Below are 25,112 nucleotides of genomic sequence, written 5' to 3'. Positions count from 1 at the left end.
TCGTCCGGGCCGTCTCAGGTAATCCTCCAGGTCCGGACGACGCCGCGCCCTTTCCTATCCGAGCTGTCCTGAACGCCACATACCGCATCAGGCGCCTCACGTGCCGCCGTACGAGATGCAGTCGGGCGCAGCGCACACAGCCACGGCAGGACAGTGGAGCGCGTCATCAGATCGACGCGCGTTTCGTCTTCCCGACAAATCCACCGTGGTCAGTTACCAGTCTCTGGCCACAATCGGACTGCCCGAGCGGATGCTCGATGAATCAGCTCGGCGTCGATCTCAACCCGTGTCTCCGGGATGTGCTGCGCGGGCCACTCGCACACGAATGCCAGTGGTCCTGCGGGCGGCAGCGGCCACACCCACTGCTTGACGTCGTAGCGCATGTCACTTCCCCCGCCGCCGGCAGGCATCAACAGCAGCCCGGACGGCGTCTCGTCCCAGTGATGTGACGTCATGTCGAGGTTGGTTGCGCTCTGGCCGTCGGAGAACTGAATACCGAACCGCACGAAGTCATCGGGGATCGGCAGTCCTTGCAGCTCGGCGCGGTGTATGGGTCGCATCACGGCGCCCAGCTCCGGCTCGCGGAGCATGACGGTGAGCGTGAACTCGAAACCGTTGGGGTAGGCGGTGAGTTCGCTGACGCAGACCGCCGCGTCGTCGCTGCGGGCCACAACAAGTGCGACATCCAGTGCCCCGCCGAACGAGTACAGAGGCTTTTCCCAAGCTGCGCGCGGCGACGGATCGAGCTCGAGCGGAGGGGGCGGCGGCGGTACGTTGTCGAAAAGTCCCATCCTTGTCTTCCCGTTTCTCAAGGATGGTGGTCGGTGTTCGGGTTGCCCGGCGTGCTGGTTTGCTGCCTTGACCGCCGACCCGCCAAGGCCAGAAGCGCGACCGGCTGGATACCGGACCATAGGAAGGCGGCTGCGTCGTGGTTGGCCGGGTTGGTGGCTGCGGCGACCCATACGGTGCCCAGGGCGGCGGTCACGGCGACCGCTACACGCGCTCGAGTGCCATCGAGTCGATCGATGATCAGCGACCAGCCGAGGATGGTCAGGAGGCCGCCCAGATAGGGCAGGACCCACACCCGGGCCACCACCACCGGAAACTCCACCCCTGGCTGACCGACACCATCTACGACCTCGGTGTAGGTCCGATAACCGAGCACCGTGTCGCCGAACACCCCCAGCAGCGCACCCACGACCACGGCTGCAATCCCGGCCGCGCCCTGCCAGCCGACGGGCGTTCGCAAGGTCGCCCTTGGCAGGTGGAGCTGGCGCTGCGGCTGGCGCATGCGACGCCGACCGAGGGCCGCGGCGGTCAGCGACAGCGCGAGGGCGGGCAGCAGAAGGGTGACCACGGCGTCCCACCCGATGCTGCCCTGCATGAAATGACCCAGTAGCACCAGCCCGCCGGTGCCCGCGACGGCGGTAACGGCCAGGCTGGCAAGGGCGGCGCGCCACAACAGGCGCCCTTCCCGGGCGACATTGGTCACGGTCGCCTCGTACCACCTGTCAGCGCCACTGCCCGCAGCAGCGCCCGCCATGGTCCGTGAATGCCAGACCCGGGCCACGTGCACCGAGATCAGCGCCAGCAGCAGAAGGAGCAGTGCCCCGTTGAGCGGGCCGAAGAATCGTGCCAAGGGTCGCGCGTCAGGATCGCCGGCATCGTCAAACAAGAAGATCGTCGACAGTGGCAGAAATACCAGTTGAGGGATCATGCCCAACAACGCCATGCGCGTATCCCGACGGCGCGATGCTGTGGCGGCATACGCGTGCTCGGCCGCTGCCGCACTGGCGTAGTCGTAACGCGGCGTCAACAACCCGAGGATCCCCACGATGGCGGAACTCCGTTCAGCTCAGCGACCGCCCGCGGCGCACACCGGCGTCGGGCACCGGACCAGTCCCGGCGCGCTCCCACCACGCAAGCGCCTGCACAACCGTGCCGCGCACCCCACCGTCGGTCGGTCATCGGTTACAGTCCGATCGCTCGGGTGGCGGCATCGCGGATCAGCGTCGCGTCCAGGCTCGCGTGGGTTTCGGGGATGCCGAAGACCGGCCACTGACAGACGAAGGTCAGCGCACCGGCCGGGGGCAACGGGAGCACGCAGTAGCGGCTCTCCAGCCGGTGCGAATCACCGGTGGCACCATCGCCGATCATGACCGGTCCTGCCGAGCTGGCCGGCGTCTGTCGTTCGTCGTCGAGGTTCGTGGCTTTGGAGTCGTCGGCGAACTGCACGCCCAGGCGCAGGACCTCTTCGGGCAGGGCAGCCGCCCCTAGCCACGCTGCGTCCGCCGCTCGGTGGATGCGCCGCCCGACAGCAGGGCGCCATACCGCGGTAAAGGTCATCACGAAGCCGTCGGGGAAGACCTGGAGGCCCGTGACCGCAACGACGGCAGCAGCGGTACGCGCGATGACCAGACGCAACCCCACCGTTTCCGGCAGTACCGTTTGCCACCGTTGCCATGGGCCTTCGTCCGTATCCCACCGACCTTGCTGATGGTTCGGGTCGCGGGGCGCAGGAGCATCGAAGAACCCCATGCCGGTTCAGCCCTTGCCCGGCCGTCGACGAAGCGCCTGCCACAGCTGCCGAACAATCCAGGCGTTAGCGACCGTCATCAGCACGAACGTCACGACGACACCCACCTGCGTGAGCTGGTCCAGCGACGCACCGAAGATGCCCAGAACGTTGCCGAGCGCCACCGCCGCGAACGTGTTGACCCACAACGCGGGAACGACGCCTGTACCGACTGGCATGGTCAGCACCACGGCCACGGCATACAGCACCACCGCGGCGGTCCGGTCCGGCACGATCGACGACGCAATGACCAGGACTGCCACGACACCGGCGTAACCGGCGGTCCCCGCCGCGAAACGACGGTTCCCACGCGAAAGAGCCCAGGCCTTGACACCACCGGCATCCTGCGCCCTAGATGAGATTTTCGTAGGGCGGCTCACGACAGCATCCCGACCAGGAAGCCTGCCAGCGCGACCGCAAGGACGACGCCCAGCCCGACGAGCATCGCCCGCCGCTCACGCCGGCCGAACGCCAGCGTGCGACGGCGGCGTACCAGCCGCACTATCAGCACCAGCGCGAGCACCATCGACAGCGGCAGCAGCCCCACCATGACGATCAGCGCACCGGTGATGCCCTCAGAACCGGAGAGGCTCGAAGCTGCAACCGTGAGCAGGTACACGCCGACCGCGACGTACCCGATCACCGCAGCCGGGCGCGTACGCCCGGCAGGCTCCAGCCTCATGCGGCCAGTAGAGCACCCTCACTACCAACATCAAATATACGAAGGGCCAGGTCAGCGCCACCGTCCGGCTCGGACCGCAGCGACACCATATGCACCGATCTCTCGGGCTAATACCTGTGCCGACCGGGAGGCGCTGTGGCGAGCACACAGTCGTCGGCGGTGTCCTCGTCGCTACAGTCGCAGGGTTCCCACGGGAGCAGCTCACGATGGGGGCATGGACCCCAACGATCACCGACTTAAGTGGCCGCTATGAATGCGGCATGCCGGTCTCCGTGGCCGGCGGACAATTCACACGTGAGGCTACCGCGTAGTGAGCGCTCCAGCAGACCGCGCAGCGACAGCACCACCGCTTCATCACAGAAGGAAGGGACTCGCAGCTCAGATTCATTCATCACGTATGCGACATCTGCAATCTCGCTAGTTCTTCGGCGGTGCCGATGTCGGCACGACGGTTAGGATTTTCGACGTAGCAACGGATGGTATTGGCTAGGAACGCCGTGTCGACATGGAGCTGGCGTGCAGGCAACGATCGCGGCTGCGGCGATCCCCCGGAATGGGACTGAACGTATAGACAACAAGCGTGCGGGGATTGCGTTCGGCGGGTGGCGGTGGCCCTCCAGGCAACAACTCGTCCCACCGTATGCGCACGTTGCGAAGCCGCTGCACGGTGATGCCTTCGGCATCCAAGCTGAGACGGGGTCTGCCCATCAGCAGCCCGAGTTCGGCCAGAAGCAGCAGACCGACGGCCAAACCGATCCAGACTGGGGTCATAAAGCCCAACTGGGCGATCCGCATATGCTCCTCGTTCGGCACCCGCTCGGTGGGAAAGACGCCGCCAGCCATCCATCCGAGCACGATGGCCCAAGGCCCCGTACTGACGGGGGAAGGTCCCGCGGCGAAACGACGGTGTTGTACGTCGCAGCGCCAGCCACGCGGACTTTGGCGAGCCGCTCTGGTCAGCTGCAGGTAGCCCGCCAACGGGATACCGACGCTGATCGCCAGCAGACCGAGGAAGGCCAGCAAGCCAAGGATGAACGAGTCGACGCGCCACGTGAAGGGCTGCAACCAGAGCGCCACGCCGAGGCGCATAGCGAACGCCACCAGCACAAACGGCGCAGCGAGCAGCATGGCAACACGAGCGGACACCACGGCAGTCTAGGCAAGTCGACGGCGCTGCTCCCTCCCGCTTTCGGTCGATCATGGCGTCCAGTGCGCCCGGCGGCCCACCGCGTCGACTACTGCGCCGGTCGGCGCTTTCCGACACCACGGTTCTCGCGGCCAAGGGCTACCGACCGGAGGTCCAGGGCTTCATGGTGCCCGCCCGTGTCGCGGGGCGCCGTCGGCCCCGCCGGGGGCGAAGCGAAGGCAGAAGATGTCTTCGCGCCTCTGGGCAAGCGTCCAGAAACGGTGCTGCGCGTCGGTTGCAGCCCCCATGCCGGGGCGTGACCGGGTGCTCGCAGTCACAGGCCGCTACAGTAGCTGGGGGCGTGATGCTGGGCACGTAACGACCTGTTCGGCCGACTACCATCCGAGCGCTGCGTAGGTAAGGTTCCCGCCGCGAGCCCTCGGACCCGGCGTACTTCTTCAGTTCCGTCGAGCCTTTGGCGGATTATCGGCAGCGGTGAATTGGGGAGAGGCGCAGTCACATGAACCTCGAGTTCATCTTCGCCGAGTCGGGATGGGGCCTTGGTCCGATATTCGGACGCGTGGCGATTCCTCTCCTACTTCTCGCGATTGCATGGCAGATGTTCGCCCGCGCTGTCTTCCATTGGCGGACTCGGCGTACTAGTGGCGATGCCGGCAGCCCTGTTAATCAAGCGCAGGGCAGCCAGCGGTCACAAGACTGACATCGACAGGCCACCCGCGCGGGGTGAGCTTCGCGTCGATGGCTGAGGCTCAATTTTCTGCTGTCTTCGACCCCGTTTCCGCAGGTAGCACGATTGTTGACTCGTTCGCGTGTGTCGGCGGCGTTCGGATCGGCACCACTGTGATGCCGACCCAAACGCCGGCGGGAAGCGTCAGGAGCCGAAGGCCACGCGCTGCCTCGAAAGCCACAATCATCCCGTGAGGGTATGCCCTCTATCGCCTCTACTGACATAACCATCCCGCTGAGCGACCCCCCCCCGTGGGTTAGCCGTTCGCGTTCACGGTCTACGTGCCTCCGGGTTGCGTACCGCGACCGCTCAGATCAGCCACACTCGGCGAGCACATCGAGCGGGCGAGATGGGGCGTTGTGGTGGCGGTGTATACGTGGCGGACGAATATGGAGGAGGCGGCCGGGATGTCCTTTCGTATCAGCTACCGCGATGCACTTGGAGTGGACCGATTGGTGGCCGTGGCCGATGCTGTTGAAGGTGCCCAGATGTTGGTGAGGGGACTTGCCGCCGAGGTCCCGCGCGCGGGTGGCCGGCTATCGGTGACCGAGGAGCCGCGGCTCGACTTCTCGATGCAGGTGGTTCACCCGCCATACTTCCTCGATAATCCCGCGGCCCTGCCGGTGGTGTATCTCGATGGCGGCGCTGGCACCTCGACCGATTGGCAGACCGCAGCGATCGCCTCGCTGCGGTCGATACCCGTCGTCATTGCGCACTCTCGCGGCGGAGCTTCTTCAACCCGTCAGGGCGAGCCGGACGCGGAGGCGAAGTGGCGCGAGCGGCATCTACTGCTCGCGGATGCAGCGGTGTTCTGGTTCGAGGCCGATGCTCATGACACGGCGTCGCTACTGGAATCCGCCGCTGCCTGGGACTACACCCCACCGCTGGCTCTTGGCGCCGCGCCGCAGTGGCAGCTACGGGGGCAGTTGTATGGCGTGCTGCGCCAGCTTGATGTCGATGCGGTGGTGCACGACAGCCGTGACGCGACACTCGCTCATGCGGTGACCCTCGCCGAGGAGGCGTATGCGGTGCGGCCGTCAAGCAACCTGTTGTTGCCGGGTGCCGCTGAGGGTGAGTTGTCCTGCGCTATCACGCAGCCGATTCCCGGCCGGTCTACGAGTGAGCGGATCAGTGATGTACTCGTCGCTGCCGCCCATGCTGCCACTCGCAGTACAGAAACGTTGCTGTTGACGCGTTTGCACGTCGCTCTCGACGATCTTCGTCGTGATGATGGCGACCCGGTTGCCTGGACGGAGTTGTACGACGTCGCCGCCGCTCTGCAATCGCGGCACTAACTAAGGGTTGTCGATGCTGTCCCAGCGACCTCCGGCACGCGCTTTCGCGCACCGCAAACTATGTGGATCGGAGGTGGCACAACCCGGAACCGCATACCGCGCAGCTCAGGGGCCAGCTTTAGTAGTTCCTGCCGTCGAACGGCGCGTTGGGTAGCCGCCAATCCGCAGGTCTGGCATCTGACTGTCGGCGTACTCGTTCGAGTGCAGAGGTGAGTACGGCTGATCTTGCAGAGCGGTGGGTGGCGCGGGCGAGGAGTTCCTGCTGTTTGGTGGTGGTTCGGTAGGCTCGATGCCCGGCGCCGTCGTCGCGCTCCGGACCTGTTCGTTAGCGACTCACCATGCGGGAGACGTCATGAAACCCTGGCATATCAGCGTCGTCGTGATGGTCTTGCTGCTGGTCGGTTTTGTCGGGTGGCTCGTCGCCTCTTATCGCCGGGGCCGTGACGGGCGTTGATGCTGGTCGGCGTGTGAGTCGTGGACGTCGCTGGCTAAGCGACGTTCTCGATGGCGGTGAGGCGGTTCTTCAGCCGGTAGCTGGGTCCGTTGATCGGGACGACGTCGCAGTGGTGCAGAAGCCGGTCGAGGATTGCGGTGGCCAGGACCTCGTCGCCGAAAACTTGGCCCCATTCCCCGAAGCCCTTGTTCGAGGTCAACAGGGTCGAGCCTTTCTCATACCGCTTCGAGATCACCTGGAAGACCAGGTTCGCCTCGGTGCGTTCGAGGGGTTGATACCCCACTTCGTCGATGACCAGCACGGCTGGGCGTAGGTAGGTGCGTAGCTTGCGGGCGAGCCGGCCGATCGCGTCGGCGGCTTTGAGCTGTCGGACCAGGTCGTCGAGGGTGGTGAAGTAGACGGTGAACCCGGCGCGGCAGGCGGCGACGGCGAGAGCGACGGCGATGTGGGTCTTGCCGACTCCGGGTGGCCCGAGTAGGGCGACGTTGGCTTTGGCCTGCACGAACGCGAGGGTGGCGAGGTCACGAACCTTGCGGGGGTCCAGGTCGGGCTGGAAGGCGAAGTCGTAGTCGTCGAGGGTCTTGTGGTGCGGCAACTTCGACAGGCGCAGCCCGGCGCGGAAGCGGCGTTCGTCGCGGACGGCAAGTTCCTCTTGCAGGACCAGATCGAGGAAATCGAGGTAGCCCATGGACTCGGCGTCAGCGCGGCTGGTGAACTCCTGCAGCGTCTTGGCCAGGTGCGGCAGGCCGAGCTTGGTGACGCTGGCTTGGATGCGGGTGGTGACCAGCTCAGTCACTTCGAGACGTCCTTCAGGTGGGGGCGGTTGGTGAAGGGACTGGCCTGAGCGATCTGGTCATAGACCGACAACGGCCGGGCCTCAACGGTGACCTGGGCGGCCGCGGCGCGCGTCAGCAGGGCTTGCAGCGGCCCTCGGCTGCTGTCATGGCTGGGCTTTCGGCGCGCCGGCGGCTGTGGGCCGGCGGGATCGCCGGTGGTGACGGCGCGGGTATGGCCGTCGGGCAGGCCGTCCCAGTGCGTTTCGTCGACGATGCGGGCGCCGCGGCCGACGGCCCGCGGGTGAGTGGCCAGCAGGGTGATGCCGTCCGGGCCGGCGACGGTGGCATGGATGGAGACGGTGGCGGCGGTCGCGCGGATCTCCACGAGCTGGCGGTGGCGAACCCGGCGGGCCGGCACGGAGTAGAGGTTGCCGGCGAAGGCGACCAGGTAGTCCTTGCCGACGTGTCGCAGATGCCGGTCGGCCACCGCATACGGCTTGGCCGGGATCGGTCGCAGCGCGGCGTGGTCGCGGGCGGCGCGAACCCCGATGATCTCGCCGTGGGTGCGGTGTCGCAGAGCGCGTCGCTGCGGCACCCAGGCCGCGAACGCAGCGTCGATTTCGGCCAGCGACGAGAACGCCCGACCGGCCAGGACATGATCCCGCACGATGGTGACCTGCCGCTCCACCCGTCCTTTGCCGGTCGGCCGGTAGGCGGCCAGCACGTCGATGGCGAAGTCGTAGTGCCCGGCGAACGCAACCGCCTCCGGATGCGCGGGCACCGCCTGGCCCGGGGCGACGTGCCGGCGGACCACAGTCTTGGTCCGGTCGTAGACGATCGAGCCCGGCACCCCACCGAAGTGGGCGAACGCCCGCCGATGCGCGCCCCAGAACGCCGCCAAATACTGGCTGGTGGTGAAGCAGCAGAACGGATCTCGCGAATACGACAGCACCATGTGGAACGAATAAACCTTCGGGATCCCGACGTGGGCCAGGATGGCGCCCTCGTCACCCCAGTCCACCTGAGCCTGGGCACCCGGGACGACCTCGAACCGCCGGTGCAGCCCGGCCAGCTGATCCGGGCTGACCCCCAACTCGGCGGCAATCCGCGGCCGGGCCTGCTGCAAATACAGCTTCACCCGCTGGTAGTCACCGGTGAACCCGTACTGCTCGACCAGCCGCTCATGAATCACCGTGCCCTTGAGCAGCAACTCCGCCCTCAACCACGCATCGACCACGTGCGCGAACGCGTCGATCACCTGCCCACGCGCCGGCCTGCTGCGCCGAGGAGTCACCTCAGCGCTGTCGGCGCCCAGGTACTTCTTGACCGTCCGCCAGTTCAGCCCCGTCTCACGAGCGATCTCCGACACGCTCGCGCCCGCCTCATGCAACGCACGAAACCGGCGCACGTCCAGCCACCGCTGCTCATCCAACGCCCCCATCGCCAGCCACCCCAAGCCTGCCCGACAACGTCTCGAGCAGCCTCACCGCCAGCGACTCGCGTACGACGGACAAACCGTGCCCACCTCTGCACGCTCACCCGTACGCAGCTCTGCACTCATAGCCGTACGCCGACACCTGGGGCCGACTGCGGCACCTCGGTGCCCGCCGGGCGCAGCTGATCGTGGAGTCGGGCCGTCAGGTCCAGCAGATACGAGCCTTGCTGGAGTGCGTCTGGCCGGCGGTATAGCAGACTGCGCGGCAACCGTTTCGGTCTTCGACCTGGATCGCGGCGCTCTCTGTCGTGGTCGACCGCGACGGCGGCGATCTTGCCCGGACCCGACGACTGGGCCCAGCCCGGTGGGAGTCCGCGGTGCGCAAGGAGATCATCCGTCGCGGCCGCAAGAAGCCCTGCATGCGCATCGTCCAAGCCCTGTTCGCCGCGCTCAGTGATCCGGCGGGTGTGACCGCGCACCGCCCCGGCGCCCTGGAACGTGTCGGCTTGGTGCTGACCGACTGGCTGGACACCCATCACCGGATGACCGGCACCGAGGCGCGGATGACGGCGATCCTGGACCGGCTGCAGCTGACCGACCTCGTCACGTCGATCCCCGGCCTGTCGGCGATCGGCGCGGCAGCGATCCTGGCCGAGACCGGTGACCCACACCGGTTCGCCAGCGCTCGGGCACTGGTCAAACACGCCGGCCTGGCGCCACGAGAGAAGATGTCCGGCACCTTCATCGGCCGCACGAAACTCACCGGTCAAGGCCGGCCCGGGCTGCGGCTGGCCGCATGGCGCACCGTCTGGGGCGCACAACGCGCAAATCCCGTCTATGCCGCCCGGTTCACCCACCTCACCACCCGGGAGCAGAACAAGCTCACCGTCACCCAAGCCCAAGCCGTCATCGCGGCGGCGATCTTGAGGCAGCTGCACGCCATCATCACGACCGGCCGAGCATGGGATCCCGCCATCGCCACCCACGGCACACGAACCGAGACACTGCCCCTGGCCGCCTGACCTCCCAGGCGGCCCGTCAAGCAGGGTCGGGGCGAGCCCCACACGGCATTGAGGAACCCCACGGTTACCTCGTCTCTCATCAAGGGCAGCCCCGCCCGTCGTCTATCAACCCGGTTACGCGCTGCAGGGACCAACCCCATTACGACTATGCAGGGACCAACGACGGACGAGGCACCCGGCCAACCGCTTGACCAGAACGTCTTACGCTGATGAGAGTGCGGCTGGCTGGCTGGCGTCCGCGGGTGGTCCGGGCTTCAGCAGGAGCAGCTCGGATCACGGGCAAAGACGTTGATGTAGATGACCAAAGGTAACCACACGCTTAGCGGGATGGCCAGGCCAGCCAGTACCGTCGGGTCGGCAGGCCCATGCGGCGCGCGGTTCCGGCACGGTTGACGACGAGGGGGGCAGCCCGAGTATGCCGGAAAACAGCGTTGCGGGGACGATCACCGCTAAACCCGGAGCATTCTGAGCGGGCGCTTGCGGTTGAACAGGTGAGTGCACAGCCCCGGTATTTCCGTGCGGCGGCGGCTGTGCCCGCGACGGCGGCGATCCGAGCCGGCAACTTGACGACTTGTGACATTCGACCGTAAGGCACAACGGTACGGCCTATCGACGGTGTCATCAGGTGGGCACCGTCGACCGAATCGCCCACGCCGCGCCGCATTTGTCGGTCGAGCGGAGACGCAGCCGCGGGGCACGACCTGTGCGCGTACAACCTCCCGAGCGCATTGGCCTGGCCCGTGCGCCGACCGGGCTGACGCCGGTTGCGGAAGCCCGTGAGCACTACCCGTGGTTGACGTTCGACGGCCGATGCGACCCGCTAGGCGGAGGGCTAATCGCTGTAGAGCAGTTCCAGGGTGAAGCAGACCGCGGACTCAGTGGTGAAGGCGCCATCCCGTCCGGCGAAGCCGCGGGTCTCCAGTCGATCGCAGAGGTAATCGTCGAGGACGCGTTGGCGGACGTTCGCGTCGGCGAGTGTGCCGTCGTGGCGGGCGATCAGCAGGACGTCACCCTCGAGTAGGTCGTCGAGCTGGATGCCGCTTCCCGGATCTTCAGTGGGTGTCTGCCCTAAGCTTGCGTTTGCCCAGAACGCGGACGGCTGCTCGTGCGGGTAGTTCTCCGCATGGGTTACGAGCGCTGGGACGACGATGTCGAGAATCCAGGCGGCGAGCCTGCTCGGCGGGTCATCGACAAGGCTGTGCGGCACCCGCAGGCGCAGGTGTCCCTGTTCGGCGTCGGGGTGAGCGCTCACCGTCGGTGTGGTGTCACCTTCGAGGTTGTCGACGGCGCCAACGGTGATGCGCAGCGAATGAGTCGTTGCGGCGGCGACGAACGGCTGCCACAGGCCCAGGCAGTGCTCGACAGCGGTAACGGCGGTCTGCAGCTTCCGTGACTTGGCGGCGGTGAGGCCGACGGGATCCACCTTCAGGGTCACGATGGGGTCTGGATCGTCCATGCCGTCGCCTTCGCGTCGGGGGCGGTGAGGGTGTGCTGGTCGACGACTGCGCCGAGCGCCTGGCGGACGTTGTGGCACTGCCGGGCGATGGTTGCCGAGGTGGGTTCCTTGACAACGAGCAGGAGCTGATCGGGGCTCAGCGATGCAGCGAGGCGTTCCAGGTGCGCGTTGATGTGGGCGTAGGAAGGCGGTGGCGGTGGTGGGCCGAACGGATCCCAAACTTCGGAGTCGCCGCGGTTGCCGCCCGACCCGACGACGGCAGGGGTGCCAATGTCGTAGTGTTCGCCGATTACGTGCAGGGCATGCAGCATTGCCTGGAACAGGCGCAGGCTGAGCAGCCCGTCGCCGGGTTCGGCCAGCCAGGACGTAGGGATGCGTAGGTCGCAGCGGATCGTCTTGGGTCCGCTGGGTCCTCCGCCGCCTCTGGTCTCGGTCTTCACGAGCTCGACGCCGACCGTCGCGTCGCCATGCGGCAGCAGGCGCATATTCACGTAGCTGCGCGCGGGGAACCGGCGTCTGAGCCAGGCTTGGCCGGCGAAGCAGCGGGTGACGCGCTCCGTTACCTCCGTGGAGACGAACCTCATCCGCTCATAGAGCACAGGGTCGACCCCAGTCAGCGACTTGAACCGCGTGTACGGGTCGAGCCAGAAGGTCATAACAGACATTATAGTGGTATTTGGTGTTCGGCCCCTTAGAGCTCCTAACACGATCTCGGCTTGGTCCAGTTGATCAGTCTGCGCCAGCAGATCAGAACGCATGCCAGGCTGACGAGGCCGTCGTGGATGTCGAGTCGGCGTTCCCAGCGCACGGCCAGGCGGCGGAACTGATGGAGCAGGGCGAAGGTCTGCTCGACCACGTAGCGCAGCTCGCCGAGGCCCTTGACGCCGGTGGTCTTGGGCGTAGGAATGATCGGTTGAGTGCCGCGCTCGCGGCAGGCCTGCCGGAACGCTCGGCTGCTGTAGGCCTTGTCGGCCAGCAGCGTGGCGAAGCGGCGCCGGGCCCGTCCCGGCCGGCCGGCGATCGGCGGGTAGCCGTCGAGCAGGTCGAGGGCGCGGCTGATGTCCGGCACGTTTGCGCCGCTGGTAAGCACATAGATCGCGGTGCCGTTGCCGTCGCAGATCAGGTGGTGCTTGGAGCCGGGTTTGCCGCGGTTGACCGGCGACGGACCTGTCCCGGCACCCCCTTTTCGCGTCGATATGACTACCGTCCATCGCCGTTCTCGACCAGTCGATCCGGTTGGCCGCGTTCAGCCTCGCCAGCAGCAGTTGGTGCACCTGATCGAACACGCCGGCCTCGGTCCAGCGCTGCAACCGGCGCCAGCAGGTCATCCCGGAACCGAACCCGAGTTCCTGGGGCAGGTCCTCCCAGCCGATCCCGGTGTGCAGCACGAACAAGATGCCCTGCAGGCACTGCCGATCCGGCACCGGCCGAGGCCCCGGCGCCTTCGCCGGCCACGGCGGCAACAGCGGCTCGATCAGCTCCCACAACTCGTCATCGATGACCCACGCCTGCTCACGACCGGGCGAACGAGACTGATCTTCACCTCGTCACGCTGATCAACTTCGATTCAGCAGATCGTGTTAGGGGCTTTTAAGGCCCGCCCTACCCTTAACGGCGAGAAACACGAAGTCAAATACCGGACAGCGAATTCACCCGGATCGGCGAGGACCTTGCGCAGGTGAACAGCACACCTAATCTTGCGGTAAAGCGTTCAGGTTGAGCTGTCGGAGGTGCTAGCCAGCTCGTCGGTCGGGTCCAAATGGTCGGCGGCGAGTGGCGTACTCGCCGGTGCCGGTTCCTGACGAGTTTCGGCGACGCTGTTCTCGAACATGGTGATCGACGTGCGAACGAGCGAGACCACGGGCAGGCTGTCACCGTGACTTCCTCTGTGCCTCCTACCGTCTACGCCGATGAGTCGAACAACTCAGGGGAAAATCTGACCGATCTCGACCAGCCGGTCTTCGCAGCCGCCGCGGTACTCATGGACTCTGCCGCGGCCGCTTCCCTCGTGGCATCGGTCCGCGCGCACATGCCTGCCAACTTCGGCGAGGCAAAGTACAGCGCTTTGGTTAAATCTGGGGCGGGACGCCAGGCGCTCCTGGAAGCTTTCGCGCAGCTGCCGGACGGATCCGTCCGCACCTACCTTGCCCACAAGCGATTCATGATCGTCGCGAAGATGGTGGACTATCTCGCCGTCGAGCTCGCCTACGACGACGGCTACGACATGTACGCCGACGGCTCCGCTCTAGGACTGGCCAATCTTCTCTTTCACGTCGGACCCGTCGCGGGAGACGCGGCAGCGTTCGATCAGATGCTCCAGACGTTCGTCGATGCACTACGCCCCAGCAAGCCGACGACCGTCGATGACCTTTTCGCCGCTATTGCGGCCTACCGTGGCACGGCGGTAGAGGAGCTTCGCGGCCAGCTCGGCATCCTGCAGGCCGCGCGGGTGCAGGCCGATGAAGTCTTTGAGCTCATCGCGGAAGCCAAGATCACCGATGTTCTCGACCCGGCCATCCCCTGCCTTGTGGAGTTGTGCTACGACGTGGGCGAGCGGGTCGGTCCGTTTCGCCTTGTGCACGATCAGTCCAACACCATCGCCCGCCACGCGCTGACACTGCTGTCCATCGAAGCGCTGCCGGCGGTCACACCGGTGCTGAAGCTTCCACCGCTTCCCGCTACTGAAATCACCTTCGCCGACAGCGCGAGCACTCCGCAGCTTCAGGTCGCCGACTGGGTGGCCGGTGGCTCGCGCCACGTGGCCGACGCCCGAGCAACCGGCAAGACCAATCCCTTCGTGGACGAGGTCGCTCCCGTCGCCGCTGGCTGGGTGTCCGGCGGTGTATGGCCCGACGCCGACACCATCAGGACACCGCGGCCACCGCGCCGAAGATGAGGGGCTTTCCGGAACGGACGCCTTACTCCTTCGCCAGTCGAACGCCGATTCCCCGCCAGCCTATTTCGGTGTGCCGCCGGGCCGGGGTTGGTCAGATGGCGATGTTGCCCAGCAGGTAACTCGCCCGGTCGTTGTCGATCGTCTCTATCGAATGGGTCAGGACGGTATGGGGGTCGCGCTTGTCGGGGCGAGGTCGCCGGTTGCGGTCGTCGTCGGGCTCGGCCGGCTGGGCGAGGACGGTATACAGGTCGCGCGACATATGTTTTCTCCGGTCGGTGAAGGACGAGGGGCCGTGCCTGGTGTCTTTGCTGTCGTGACGACCGGCCAGATTACCGCGTACAACAACGCCGCCATGACGGCGAGCAGCACACCGTCACGAAGCACGGTAATACGGGTGCGGACGGTTTCCTCACCCAGCCCCACCGCGTGCGCGTAGCCGAGGGCTGCCTCCCGCAGCACGGGCATCGGCCCTGCTGCGAGGTGTCGTGTTTCCAGGCGGCCGAAGTCGGCGCGGGAGGTGAGCAGCGACGCGGCGCCGCCGATGGTGAGCACCACGAGCACAGCGCTGATGGCCCAGACGACCCGGACGGGAACACCGAGGGGAAAGACACGGCCGGCGCTGGCTGCCAGGACCGCGAGTTCGGCGAGACCGATGGTCAGCAGCGTGGCGGCCCGTGCCCGGTTCTTTTCTAGGTCGGCCAGCTGCCGATCGGTCTGTCGGCGGCCTTCTTCAACGATGATCTTGAGGTCGTCGGGGGTGAACCGTTCGATGTCTGCGGTGAACGGCTCGGGTTGACCGAACGTGGGGACTTCGACGCCGGGTCGTAGTAGCGCCAGCACATACCAGCCGTAGACGCGTGCTTCGGCGTACCTGCCTCTGACGACGTGCACTAACGGTCTGCCAGCCAGTCGGCGAGGGCTTGAGCAACGGATGTGGTCACGGTGTCGGGGAGGAACAGCCACTGACCGCCGGGGTTCAGATCGAGGAATGCCGGGCCGTCGTCGTCGACCACCCAGTCCTGACTGCTAAACCCGACGCGCAGGTGAGCTGCCAATCGCCCGGCGGCGTTCGCCACCTCCGGCCAGGCGGTGGAGACCTGGAAGCTGTGGTGGGCGGGTGCGTGCTCACGCCAGTCGACCGGCACACCGGTACCGTCCAGTTCCGTCACCCACACCCGGTCATGGACGGTCACGACCCGTAGGTGCGCCTCCGCATGGATGAGCTGCTGAGCGAGGAAAGGCGCATCGAGCAAATCCGCCCCGGCCACGTCGGAGGCATAAACCGGGCGTACGTAGACGACGTTCTGCCGGCGATCGTCCTCGAAGTTGCCGGGCCCTAGAGGCTTGAGGACGAACAGCTCATCGAGGCGTTCCACTAGGTCGGCTACGTCGCCACTGACTAAAGTGGTCGGGTAGCGAACGCCAATCTCGCGGGCGGCGCGATATTGCACCAGCTTGTTCTCCGCGGCGAACAATTCATCCACCGGCGTCACCAGGGTCAATGCGGAATCGCGCAGCAGGGCAGCGAGTAATACCAGCCGCGCGGACAACACCGCGGCGTCATGTCCGCCGAGAACCGTGCCATGGTCCCACCCGGCAGGCGCTAATCGGCGAAGCCAGCCACGAGCAGGACAGCCGGGACCGACGTCGACGGTGCCGCCGGTCTGGTCGACCAGCACCGTACGGCTGGGTTCGACACTTTCCAGACCGTCGCTCAACGTTGCGGCGTCGACGATCACGGTGCCTCGCGCGGGCAGCAGATCGGCGACGGCCTGGATGTGTGGATCCGTTCGGTCCCCGACGAGGATGACCGGCGATGTAGATGTCATGGTGCGATGGAGCCCAACAGCGCTCCGGAGCGTCCTTCGTCGGTGGTTTCGATCGTTGCAGTCACTCCCGTTGACGGACGGGGCCGCGGGTGAGGGCCTGGCGTGTCGGCCGCTGCGTCACATTGTTGAGCTTGTGGCTGGTGCTGCTGCTGTGCCAGCAGTCGGTAGAGATTCATCCGGCTGACCAGTCCTTCCGTGCGCTGCACTCCTACCACGAGCATTCGCCGCCTGGAGGTCACATGCTATCGGGCGTCAAGGATCCTGTTTGTGTCGGCCTACGAGGCGAGCGCTGCTGGCGGCGGACTCGGTCGGTAAGTGCGGCCTACTCAACCGCACCGTTACGCGCTTTCTGAGCCGGAGCGTGCGGTGAGCGCCGCGGCAGAGGTGTGAGCTGCGCGGACGATGCCCGTCAACGCGTCAAGGTGTGAGCAGTGTTGAATTACTCGTCGATCTAGTGGCGAGAGTGGCCCATATCCCTGGAGAAAGGCTTCCTCGAGGTCCGGGCGGTTTTTCCATACTCGGGTGGCTACTCGTACGAGGTCGCGGGCGGCGAGGTCGTAGCGGGCGTGCTCGAAGTCGAATGTGGCGACGTTTACCTCTGCCGACGTATGGGGGTCGGAGCCGTCATCGCCGTTCCGTACTGGTTGTGCCGCATCGGTGATTGAGCACAGCAGGTTCCGAGGTGTGTAGTCGAGGTGGCAGGGAACGGCCGGGATGGGCCCGAGGTCGCGTAAGGCGTGCATGTGACCGCGGATTTCTGCGCACCGGTCGGCGGGTAAGAGATGCTGCGCCTGTGCGAGCCAGTATTCGCCGCGTTCGGCGAGCCAGCCGGTCATGTCGGGTTCGGTGGTCGCAGGGGCCGCATGGTGTAGGGCGTGCAGGATGGCTCCGGCTTGCCGGTGTGCCTCGGTTTCCAAGGAGGCCGGGAGCGGTGTGTCGGCAAGTGGCCGTCCAGGCAGTGCGCTGATAACGATGGCGGGTGGGTCGTCGCTGACGGCGAGCAGCTGCGGCGCTCGTCCGTGTAGGACTGCAGTCCAGTGGGTGTAAGCGTGGATCTCCTGCTGATGACGGTCGAGACCACGGTGCAGTTTGGCGATTACCTCTCCGGCGGTGGTCGCGGCCCGCAGCGCGATGGTTCCGTTGTGGCCGGCGTGCGTGGTGATGGGTCGGGCGTGAGGGTCGATGAGTCGGCGGCACAGGCTGAGCAGGAGCGTTTCGGCTTCCATCACGAGCGCGGTTCACTGAGGTGGCGGGTGTCGTTGTGAGCGGCGAGCATCCAGACGTGCCGGTCGAAGCGGTTGACGTGATGCTGCCATCGTGTGATGCCGGTGTGGTCGGTGACGAATCCGATGCCGAGGCGGACCGTGGGTGGTAGTTCGAGCATTAGGACGTGGGCGGCTTCGATGGTTTCGCCGTGGGCGGCGATGAGGATGCGGTGTCCGACGTGCCGGTTGAGGATTTCTCGAAGTGCGGTTGTCGCGCGTTGCAGGTATTGGTTCCACGTTTCGGACCCTGGGGCGTAGGGCTGGTCGGGATTGTGTTGGGGTGGTCCGCCGAATGCTGTCTTGATGTCGTTCCAGGAGCGGCCGTCGGCGTCGCCGTGGTCGGGACCGCGTAGCTCCGGCACGATCGTGACCTGGAGCGGCAGTACCTTGGTGATGATGTCGATTGTGTCGCGTACGCGGCGGCGTGGTGTGCCGTAGACCGCATCGAACGGTCGGAGGGAGTGCTCGCGGGCAAGGCGTTCGGCGAGCCTTTCCACCTGGCGGTGGCCTTGGGCGCTGAGTCCGGTGCAGCCGCGTTCTCCGCCGACGATGCCGGTGGCGTTGTTGTTGGCTTCGCCGTGTCGGACGAGGACGAGTTCGGTGGTGACGGTCACGGCGTGCTCCTTCAAGCGGTTCGGGGTGCCGGTGCGGGCCAGGGCCGTACGCTCGGCCAGAGGTGCTGGTAGTCGTTGCGGTGCAGGTAGCGGGCGGTGAGTAGGTGGTGGACCTCGGCGTAGCCGGCTAGTTGGGAGGGCGAACACGACGCGGGCGGCCCACCGGCGTGTGCGACGCTGCGGGTATATGCGCCCCGCACGGCGTGGAGCCGTTCGGCTGGCAGGTGTCCGAAGGTCATGGCGGTGGACACGATGAGTTTGGCGAGGTCGTAGCCGAAGGGGGCAAGGGTGAGGTCGTCGAAGTCCACCAGCGCCGGGCCGTGCGCGGTGATGAGGAAGTTGCGCCGGTTGGCGTCTTTGTAGAAGCAGGCGGGGGCGCCGCTCCACTCGGGGCTGAGGTGTGCGAGTACGTGTTCGCGGCCGGTGGTGAAGGCGGGGATGACAGTGCCCGTGGCCGTGTTGAAGGGCTGGTCCAGGCGGGCTGCGCGCAGTTCACGGGCGTACGCGCTGCCGTGCAGCAGCCCTAGTATGACGGCCACTGCGGGCAGGTCGTCGGGATTGAGTAGGCGGCCGTGGAGCCGTTCGAGCAGCAGGTACGTGGCGGTGCTCGGATAGAGGTGGGGCAGGTGTACGCCGCTGTCGAGGTGCTGTAGCCATCGCAGGTGGCGTTGGGCGGCGAGCCCTCGGGCCGGGTCGGTGTAGCGCTTGATGAACACGGTCCGGCTCATGGCCGGGCCGTCACCAGGTACGTCACCGTGGACGTGGTGGTCACTGGCGTGCTCGGCGTACAGGCATGCAGGGCGGCGGCGAGCGCGGCGGGTTCGTTCGTCGTTTCGGGTAGGAGCTGGTATTTGGGGTTGGTGGCGGCGTAGTCGGCGAGGTGGCCGGCGTCGGGGAAGCGGAAGGTGTGCTGCTGGTCGAGACGGCGGCGCGTGACGAGCCCGGCCGCTGCGAGTACCGTGGCGGCGTTGCCCGTGTGGAAGCTCTGGTAGAGGCTTGCCCGGCTGGTGGCTTGAGGGTCGAGGCCGCTAGCGGCTATGGCGGCGTCCACCTCGCGGTAGCTGTCGGCCGACTTGGTCGTGACAATTAATACGCCGCCGGGCACGAGCCGGTCAGCGATCTCGGTGAGCGCCTGCTCGGGGTGCGGTGAGTGGTATAGGCAGAACGCCGCCACCGCGAGATCGAGGTCGTGCACGTCATCCGGAAGCCGGTGGAAGTCGGCTTGCACAAGGTGCGCGTGGCGATTGTGTGCGCGTAGCCGGTCGCCGACAACCGCCAGTAGGGCCGGGGACTGATCGACGGCGACGATGGCCGCTGTGGGGTATTGGCGGGCCAGCCGGACGGTGGTGGTGCCCCGCCCGCATCCGATGTCGGCCACCCGTGCCGGGGCGGGGTGAGCGGCCATCGCCAGCGCAGCGATGGTCTCGGTGGCGTCCGCGCCGATGATCTTCGCGCGGTGCAGGGCGTTGGTGCGTTGGCCGAGCCGTTCGGGGCTGCCGTAGAGGGGGCCGCGGATGAGGGCGGGGTCGGTGAAGGGGGCGCTCGGGGTGGACAAGCTCGCCTCCGTAGGTATGGGGGGTCAGGTGGGGGTGCCGGTGTCGAGCTGGCGCAGGAAACGGTTGGCCTGTCGGCGGCTGGTCAATCGCAGGTAGCGGACGTGTTGCCCGTGTTCGGCGAGCAGCGCGGTGACACGGGGACGCATGCTGCGCCGGTAGCCGATGACGTACTTGATGAATGACCAGGTGATGCGGTCGTAGACGCCGTCGGCGTGCTGGCCGCCTCGGTAGCGCCACCGGCGTTGCGCGATCCCCCACAGGCAGGTCCGGGCGGGCAGGTCGAGGAAGATCACCGTGTCGGCGCGGGCAAGTCTGATGGGCAGGGTGGAGGCATAGTTACCTTCGATGATCCACCGGCCGGCGGCGACGAGGTCGTGTTGGATGTCGGCGAACGTCTCCATCGGCGTGGGGTGCCAGCCGTCGTCGTAGTACAGCGCGTCGAGGTTGGTTACGGAAAGGCCGAGATGCTCGGCGAGGTGACGGGCGAGAACGGTCTTGCCGGAGCCGCCGCAGCCGATGATGGCGATTCTGTTCATCGCTGGCGACGGTAGTCGTCGTCGGTCGCCACGGTGCGCAGGCCAGCCGACCATCAGCCCACCCCGCCCCGAACGAGACCGGACAACTGCCGATCAACGATCTCGAGCTGCCGCGACAACCGGAACAGGTCCAGCTTGTGCAGGCAGTCGGCGAGCAGGTCGGCGTGTTGGGCGGTGCCGACGATGGTTTGCAGGTGGGCGATGGTGCGGGCGGCGCCTGCAGCGTCGCGAACATGCAGCGCAGTAGGGGCGAACTTGGTGGCGTCGCGGATGTCGGCCGGGGTGAGGGGCAGGCAGCCGGCCAGGACCGCCTCGAACAATCGTTGCGTCATCTGCCCGGCCTGGGCGTACCGGTCGGGCAGCAGGAGCATGGTGCACACCGCTCGGCGGTACAGCGGGTCGACTGCGGCGAACGACATCCGACCGTAAAAGTTGAGCTCGGGCCAGCGCTGTGTGCGGGTCCACTTACCGGCGACCAGGTGAGGGTGTCCGGTGGCGGCCGGGGCGAAGTAGCGGTCGAAGGCGCCGTCGCGGTCGTACTGGTTGCCGATGTAGACCAGGGGCAGGTCCCGTGTCCCGGCGGTCAGGGCGCCCGGGTCGGCGCCGTCCAGCGCCTTGTCGGACACCGGGAACAGCAACGTCGCCGCGCCCGGTGTCGGGTGCAGCGCGGGCTCACACACTGCGACGTTCCGCGTGTGACGCATGCAATCGTTGGCCGGGAGCTGCCGGTCCTTGTCCCACAATAGGGTCGGTACTCCGGCGGCGGTGTAGTGGTCGAGGAGCTGTTGCTGGCGGTGCAGGTCGCAGGTGTGTCCCGGCGTTTTGCAGGCGGTGGTGTTTCGGTCCGGGATGGGCCAGCGCCACTCCAGGAACAGCGCGTCGATGTCGGGCAGCCCAAGGTTCCACTGGTAGGTGTCGCTCAGGTCGAGTCCGGCTTCGTCGTGGTCGCGGTTGGCTTGCAGGAACACGATGCGGTGGCCGCGTTCGAGCAGGCCGTCGATGAGGGTCCGGCGGTGGCTGCGCCCGCCGTCCGGGGTGTCGGTGATGCCGTTGCCGAGGAAGCCCCAGAAGCTGTAGCCGATCAGCATCTACTCACCCACCAGCCTTCGAGCATCAGCGCATCGAGGCCACTTTGGGTCAGGCAGTCCAGCGCCATGTCCGGGGTGCCGCAGATCGGTTTGCCTTTGACGTTGAGCGAGGTGTTGATCAGCACCGGATGGCCGGTCAGTGCGGCGAACTCGGTCAGCACCTCGGCCAGGAACGGGTTGGCGTCGGCGGTGACGGTCTGGACCCGGGCGGTGCCGTTGACGTGCACGATCGCCGGGATGTGCTCGCGGGTCAGGTCGGTCACACCGGAGGCGATCGACATGTACGGGGCTGGCTGGCAAAGGGTGAAGTAGTCTGCCGCCGTCACGGCGAGCACGACCGGTGCGAACGGGCGGAAGGGCTCACGGAATTTCACCGTGGCGTTGAGGCGCTCGACCACCTCGGGCAGCAGCGGCGACGCCAGGATCGACCGGTTTCCCAGCGCGCGTGGCCCGGCTTCCAGGCGGCCGTGGAATAGTCCGACGGTGTTGCCCTCGGCCAGCTTGATCGCAAGGTGCTTGGCCGGGGCTGTAGGCCGGTGCGTGATCAGCCCGGGGCGAGGGCGCTCGGATAGCTGCACTGCTGGGTAGGCCGGGCCGAGGTAACAGCGGCCGGCAACCCCAGATGCGGCCTGGCGGGTGGTGTCAAGGCTGGCGGCCAGGGCAGCGCCGATCGCAGTGCCGGAATCTCCGGGCGCGGGCGGCACATGGACCTCGTCGAAGATCCCGGCTTCCACGATCTTGCCGACCGCGACGCAGTTGGCGGCGACGCCGCCGCCGAGGCACAGCAGCCGCAGACCGGTCACCGTGCGAGCGCGGCGTGCCAGGTGGACCATGACCTGTTCTGTGCGTTCCTGCAGTGCGGCAGCCAGGTCGGCGTGGACCTGTTCCACCGGGGCTGACGGGTGGCGGGCGGGGCACGTCGCGGCGATGAACGCGGCGCTCACCCGCGGGTAGTCACGGGCGAGGACACGCAGCGGGAAACAGCGGGGGTCGAGGCTGAACCCGTGATCGGTGATCGGGATCGCTTCGCGGATCATGGTGCGGAAGCGGGTGGGGTCGCCCAGGGCGGCCAAGGCCATTACGGTGCCTTCTTCGTCTCCGCGGCGCCAGCCGAGGTGTTCGGTGACCGCTCCGTAGGCGTAGCCGAGCGAGGCGGGATCGGTGATGTCCTCGGTGATGGTGATGCGGCAGCCGCCGTCGTGAAGGCGTAGCCCGTTGCCGATGGTGGTGGTCTGCACCTCGCCGAGGCTGTCCACTATCAGCACGGCGGCAGCGTCGTAGCTGCTGGAGGCGAAGGCATACATGCTGTGGGCGCGGTGGTGCAGCACCGGCGCGACCCTGGCGCGGGGGAATCGCTCGCGTAGATGCGCCATCCGGGTGTTGAAGCGGTCGTGGACTTTGCGGAAGCTGTCGGCTCGTGGCTGCGCGCGCTCCTGCGTCTCGGGTATCCGGGCGTACAGGTCGGTTGCGGGAAGGGCGTCGAGATAGCGGCGGCCGTCGAAGTTGTACGCGACCACGTCTACCGCCGTCGCATCCAGGCCGGCGGTGTCGAGCAGCCAGCTCATCGCGTGCTCGGGGAAAGCGGCGGTGTGTTTGTCTCCGGTGAGGCGTTCCTCCTCGGCAAACCCCACGAGGTTGTTGTCCATCAGTAGCGCGGCGGCGGAGTCATGGGTGAACGAGCACAGGCCGAGCACCACGTGTCGCCGGGTCATCGCGCACCACCGGACGGGGCGACAGACATCGGGGCCGACGCGGTGAGGTGGGTGTACCAGCCGCGCAGGGCCCGCCCGAGCTCGTCATCGATGGTCGCAGCCAGGGCGAGCGCGGTCGGCCGCTCGCCCGCGTTCCAAGCGCGATAACTGCCCATGACCGCCGCCATAGCGGGCCACGCAGCGTCCATGGTCGGGGCGACGGCATCGGCGATCACCGTCGTCAGGAAGTCCGTGAAACCCTCGGCCGGGGCGGACAGGGCCGCCATCACCGGCGACGGCTCGACCACCGAGACGGCGACCGCAGCGGCGGCCCGGTCATGCTGGGCGTACAGGTGCAGCGAATCGACGTGGTGGTGGTACGTGCCGACCTGCACGCCGAGCCAGCCGGCCATGAGCTCCTGCAGCATGGTGGCGGTGTACAGGTCATACGGCAGGCCGAGCCACACGTCGTTGCTGCGCATCGTGGTGTGCATCTCCAGGCGTCCGTGGCGCAGGAAGAACCGGTAGTTCAAGGTGCAGGGCACGTCGCGGTGTCCACGCGTATCGCGTTGCGGGTCGTAGAGCTGGATGACCGCCTGCCGGCTGTCCGGATCTCGGGCCAGCAAACGCCGGACGTGGTCCACCTGGTCCAGCTCGTCGTGCCAGCGGCGCATCCGCGGCCCGTACGCGCCCTGCAGGCGGCCGTCGTCGGCGTAGCGTTCCAGCGCACGGTTATAGGTGAAAATCCACGGCTCGTCGGAGCCGGACAGAATCCACAACGCCTCGGCCACGGCGAACGCGGGATTCAACACTCGTACCGGCGGCACATGAATGAACCGGCGGCGCGGTTCGGTCAGCCGCAGGTGAGCGCCGAGTACCTCGGTGGTGGCCATGCCACGAGGCGCTGCACGATGTCCCTGTGCCAGCACGTCACGGCACACCGCCGCGTACAACTCGTTCGCCGATCCAGCGGTCACTTCCAGCATGTCGGCTCCTTCTGGTCGATGCTCATGGGCGGGGGCGCGTACTTGCGCAGCAGCTCAGGGGGTAGGTCGCGCAGCCACGCGGCGTGACGCGCCATCCCGGTCCGCAGGCCGGTACGCGGCTGATAGCCGAGCAAGAGACGAGCGAGCGTGAGGTCCGCGGCGGTGGCCTGGACATCACCGGCCTGCGCAGTAACGGCAGTCAGCGGCACCGGATTGCCGGTGACCTCCCGTGCCAAGCCGATGACATCGATCATCGACACACTCGAGCCGCCACCGACGTTGATCACCGCAGCAGGGACGTCGACCTCAGCCGCTGCGATGGTCGCCTCCACCACGTCGTCCACGTAGGTGAACTCGCGCTGCTGCGTACCGTCGCCGAAGATCGTGTATTGCTGCCCGGTCAGAGCCGCCGCCAAGATTCGGGCGATGGCCATATCCGGCCGCTGCCTCGGCCCGTACACCGTGAAGTACCGCAACGCGGTCACCGACAGCCGGCTGGCAGGCCGCTTCGCATACGCCAGGCAAAGCTGCTCACCGGCAAGCTTGGTCACGCCGTACGGCGAGACCGGCAGCGTCGGGTCGTTCTCCCCGCTGGCGGCGTTGACTTGGCCGTAAACGCTGGATGAGGAGGCATACACCAGTTTCGGCGTGCCAGCCTGCTCGCACGTACTCAGTAGCCGTTGGGTGGCAACGATATTGGCGGCGACGTAGTCCTCGAACCTGGTCCAGGACGCCCGGACACCCGCAACGGCGGCCAGGTGGAAGACGCACGCGGAGTTGTCCACCACCTCCTTCAAGTTCACGTGCATGAGCTCGCCCTCAACCCAGGAGAACCGCGGATGATTGAACACCTCGCGTAGGTGTAGCCGGGCCGAGGTTTCTGAGCGTGGGCTCCGGCGGTCGACACCGACCACCGCACATCCCCGGTCGAGTAGGCGCTCAACAAGATGTGAGCCGATGAAGCCCGCCGCGCCGGTGACGGCGACCTTGGTTCCTGCAGCGACGCTGATGGCCATGGACGAGCTGCCTTCCGGTTGCTGGTATACGGCTCAGCCCTGTCGGAGACAGGTGCTTGAGGTAAA

25 protein-coding genes are annotated in these 25,112 nt (G+C 66.9%); 3 read left to right on the top strand and 22 right to left on the bottom strand.

From position 1 onward, the window contains the following. Window positions 1-209 precede the first annotated feature (209 nt). The 6 genes from COUCH_RS11520 to COUCH_RS11495 all read right to left on the bottom strand — a co-directional run bounded on the left by COUCH_RS11520 (window position 210) and on the right by COUCH_RS11495 (window position 4,403). On the bottom strand, window positions 210-791 hold the full coding sequence (locus COUCH_RS11520; protein ID WP_249612067.1) for a hypothetical protein: 582 nt from the start codon (window positions 789-791) through the stop codon (window positions 210-212). A 17-nt stretch (window positions 792-808) separates the two neighbouring features. Further along, the gene (locus tag COUCH_RS11515) at window positions 809-1,834 is read right to left on the bottom strand and encodes a hypothetical protein (protein ID WP_249612066.1); all 1,026 of its coding nucleotides are present in this window, start codon (window positions 1,832-1,834) and stop codon (window positions 809-811) included. A 137-nt stretch (window positions 1,835-1,971) separates the two neighbouring features. Then, window positions 1,972-2,538 (bottom strand): hypothetical protein, encoded by a 567-nt coding sequence (locus COUCH_RS11510; protein ID WP_249612065.1) that lies wholly within the window; start codon window positions 2,536-2,538, stop codon window positions 1,972-1,974. 6 nt (window positions 2,539-2,544) lie between these two features. Then, window positions 2,545-2,838 (bottom strand): hypothetical protein, encoded by a 294-nt coding sequence (locus COUCH_RS11505; RefSeq protein ID WP_249612064.1) that lies wholly within the window; start codon window positions 2,836-2,838, stop codon window positions 2,545-2,547. 113 nt (window positions 2,839-2,951) lie between these two features. Further along, complete coding sequence (locus COUCH_RS11500; protein ID WP_249612063.1) at window positions 2,952-3,257, bottom strand: hypothetical protein; 306 nt, start codon at window positions 3,255-3,257, stop codon at window positions 2,952-2,954. A gap of 486 nt (window positions 3,258-3,743) precedes the next feature. Next, window positions 3,744-4,403 (bottom strand): hypothetical protein, encoded by a 660-nt coding sequence (locus tag COUCH_RS11495; RefSeq protein WP_249612062.1) that lies wholly within the window; start codon window positions 4,401-4,403, stop codon window positions 3,744-3,746. 1,087 nt (window positions 4,404-5,490) lie between these two features. Here COUCH_RS11495 and COUCH_RS11490 point away from each other — a divergent pair. Then, window positions 5,491-6,426: a nucleoside 2-deoxyribosyltransferase domain-containing protein gene (locus COUCH_RS11490; protein ID WP_249612061.1), complete on the top strand. Its 936-nt coding sequence runs from the start codon at window positions 5,491-5,493 to the stop codon at window positions 6,424-6,426. A gap of 488 nt (window positions 6,427-6,914) precedes the next feature. Here COUCH_RS11490 and istB read toward each other — a convergent pair whose 3' ends face one another. Both istB and istA read right to left on the bottom strand, forming a co-directional pair. Continuing rightward, window positions 6,915-7,676, bottom strand: coding sequence for an IS21-like element helper ATPase IstB (gene istB / locus COUCH_RS11485; RefSeq protein ID WP_249612060.1), 762 nt, complete (start codon window positions 7,674-7,676; stop codon window positions 6,915-6,917). Beyond that, entirely contained in the window at window positions 7,673-9,097 is a 1,425-nt protein-coding gene (istA, locus tag COUCH_RS11480; protein ID WP_249612059.1) for an IS21 family transposase, read from the bottom strand. The genes istB and istA overlap by 4 nt, the downstream gene beginning before the upstream one ends. Window positions 9,098-9,468: 371 nt before the next feature. Between istA and COUCH_RS11475 the strand changes: the two genes are divergently transcribed. Next, window positions 9,469-10,113: an IS110 family transposase gene (locus tag COUCH_RS11475; RefSeq protein ID WP_249612058.1), complete on the top strand. Its 645-nt coding sequence runs from the start codon at window positions 9,469-9,471 to the stop codon at window positions 10,111-10,113. Window positions 10,114-10,945: 832 nt separating this feature from the next. On the opposite strand, the gene COUCH_RS11470 is transcribed toward COUCH_RS11475, so the two are convergent. The 3 genes from COUCH_RS11470 to COUCH_RS11460 form a co-directional block, all read right to left on the bottom strand. After that, window positions 10,946-11,569, bottom strand: coding sequence for a hypothetical protein (locus COUCH_RS11470; protein ID WP_249612057.1), 624 nt, complete (start codon window positions 11,567-11,569; stop codon window positions 10,946-10,948). Further along, the gene (locus tag COUCH_RS11465) at window positions 11,545-12,225 is read right to left on the bottom strand and encodes a hypothetical protein (RefSeq protein ID WP_249612056.1); all 681 of its coding nucleotides are present in this window, start codon (window positions 12,223-12,225) and stop codon (window positions 11,545-11,547) included. The genes COUCH_RS11470 and COUCH_RS11465 overlap by 25 nt, the downstream gene beginning before the upstream one ends. A gap of 44 nt (window positions 12,226-12,269) precedes the next feature. Next, window positions 12,270-13,068 (bottom strand): IS5 family transposase gene (locus tag COUCH_RS11460; RefSeq protein WP_249613667.1). Its coding sequence is split into 2 segments (ribosomal slippage): window positions 12,270-12,756 and window positions 12,755-13,068, totalling 801 coding nucleotides; the frame shifts between segments, so codons are not numbered across the junction. 377 nt (window positions 13,069-13,445) lie between these two features. Between COUCH_RS11460 and COUCH_RS11455 the strand changes: the two genes are divergently transcribed. Then, window positions 13,446-14,465, top strand: coding sequence for a DUF3800 domain-containing protein (locus tag COUCH_RS11455; RefSeq protein ID WP_249612055.1), 1,020 nt, complete (start codon window positions 13,446-13,448; stop codon window positions 14,463-14,465). A 156-nt stretch (window positions 14,466-14,621) separates the two neighbouring features. On the opposite strand, the gene COUCH_RS11450 is transcribed toward COUCH_RS11455, so the two are convergent. The 11 genes from COUCH_RS11450 to COUCH_RS11400 form a co-directional block, all read right to left on the bottom strand. Further along, window positions 14,622-15,356 carry a hypothetical protein gene (locus COUCH_RS11450; RefSeq protein ID WP_249612054.1) on the bottom strand — a complete coding sequence of 245 codons (735 nt, stop codon included), beginning with the start codon at window positions 15,354-15,356 and terminating at the stop codon, window positions 14,622-14,624. Further along, window positions 15,356-16,294 (bottom strand): hypothetical protein, encoded by a 939-nt coding sequence (locus tag COUCH_RS11445; RefSeq protein WP_249612053.1) that lies wholly within the window; start codon window positions 16,292-16,294, stop codon window positions 15,356-15,358. The genes COUCH_RS11450 and COUCH_RS11445 overlap by 1 nt, the downstream gene beginning before the upstream one ends. A gap of 338 nt (window positions 16,295-16,632) precedes the next feature. After that, window positions 16,633-17,520: an aminoglycoside phosphotransferase family protein gene (locus COUCH_RS11440; RefSeq protein ID WP_249613666.1), complete on the bottom strand. Its 888-nt coding sequence runs from the start codon at window positions 17,518-17,520 to the stop codon at window positions 16,633-16,635. Then, entirely contained in the window at window positions 17,520-18,173 is a 654-nt protein-coding gene (locus COUCH_RS11435; RefSeq protein WP_249612052.1) for a histidine phosphatase family protein, read from the bottom strand. Before COUCH_RS11435 ends, COUCH_RS11440 begins: the two co-directional genes overlap by 1 nt. Before the next feature lie 11 nt (window positions 18,174-18,184). Then, entirely contained in the window at window positions 18,185-18,901 is a 717-nt protein-coding gene (locus COUCH_RS11430) for a phosphotransferase (protein WP_249612051.1), read from the bottom strand. Beyond that, window positions 18,898-19,728 (bottom strand): class I SAM-dependent methyltransferase, encoded by an 831-nt coding sequence (locus COUCH_RS11425; protein WP_249612050.1) that lies wholly within the window; start codon window positions 19,726-19,728, stop codon window positions 18,898-18,900. Before COUCH_RS11425 ends, COUCH_RS11430 begins: the two co-directional genes overlap by 4 nt. A gap of 24 nt (window positions 19,729-19,752) precedes the next feature. Continuing rightward, window positions 19,753-20,265 (bottom strand): topology modulation protein, encoded by a 513-nt coding sequence (locus tag COUCH_RS11420; RefSeq protein ID WP_249612049.1) that lies wholly within the window; start codon window positions 20,263-20,265, stop codon window positions 19,753-19,755. A 53-nt stretch (window positions 20,266-20,318) separates the two neighbouring features. Further along, window positions 20,319-21,353: a hypothetical protein gene (locus tag COUCH_RS11415; protein ID WP_249612048.1), complete on the bottom strand. Its 1,035-nt coding sequence runs from the start codon at window positions 21,351-21,353 to the stop codon at window positions 20,319-20,321. Continuing rightward, the gene (locus COUCH_RS11410; RefSeq protein WP_249612047.1) at window positions 21,347-23,065 is read right to left on the bottom strand and encodes a carbamoyltransferase family protein; all 1,719 of its coding nucleotides are present in this window, start codon (window positions 23,063-23,065) and stop codon (window positions 21,347-21,349) included. Before COUCH_RS11410 ends, COUCH_RS11415 begins: the two co-directional genes overlap by 7 nt. Then, entirely contained in the window at window positions 23,062-24,030 is a 969-nt protein-coding gene (locus COUCH_RS11405; RefSeq protein ID WP_249612046.1) for a thymidylate synthase, read from the bottom strand. The genes COUCH_RS11410 and COUCH_RS11405 overlap by 4 nt, the downstream gene beginning before the upstream one ends. Continuing rightward, complete coding sequence (locus COUCH_RS11400) at window positions 24,018-25,046, bottom strand: NAD-dependent epimerase/dehydratase family protein (protein WP_249612045.1); 1,029 nt, start codon at window positions 25,044-25,046, stop codon at window positions 24,018-24,020. Before COUCH_RS11400 ends, COUCH_RS11405 begins: the two co-directional genes overlap by 13 nt. Between the last annotated feature and the right edge of the window lie 66 nt (window positions 25,047-25,112).

The organism is Couchioplanes caeruleus, from assembly GCF_023499255.1.
GTDB lineage: Bacteria > Actinomycetota > Actinomycetes > Mycobacteriales > Micromonosporaceae > Actinoplanes > Actinoplanes caeruleus_A.
Note: the sequence above shows the minus strand (reverse complement) of the source record. Positions and strands in the feature narration are given on the sequence as shown.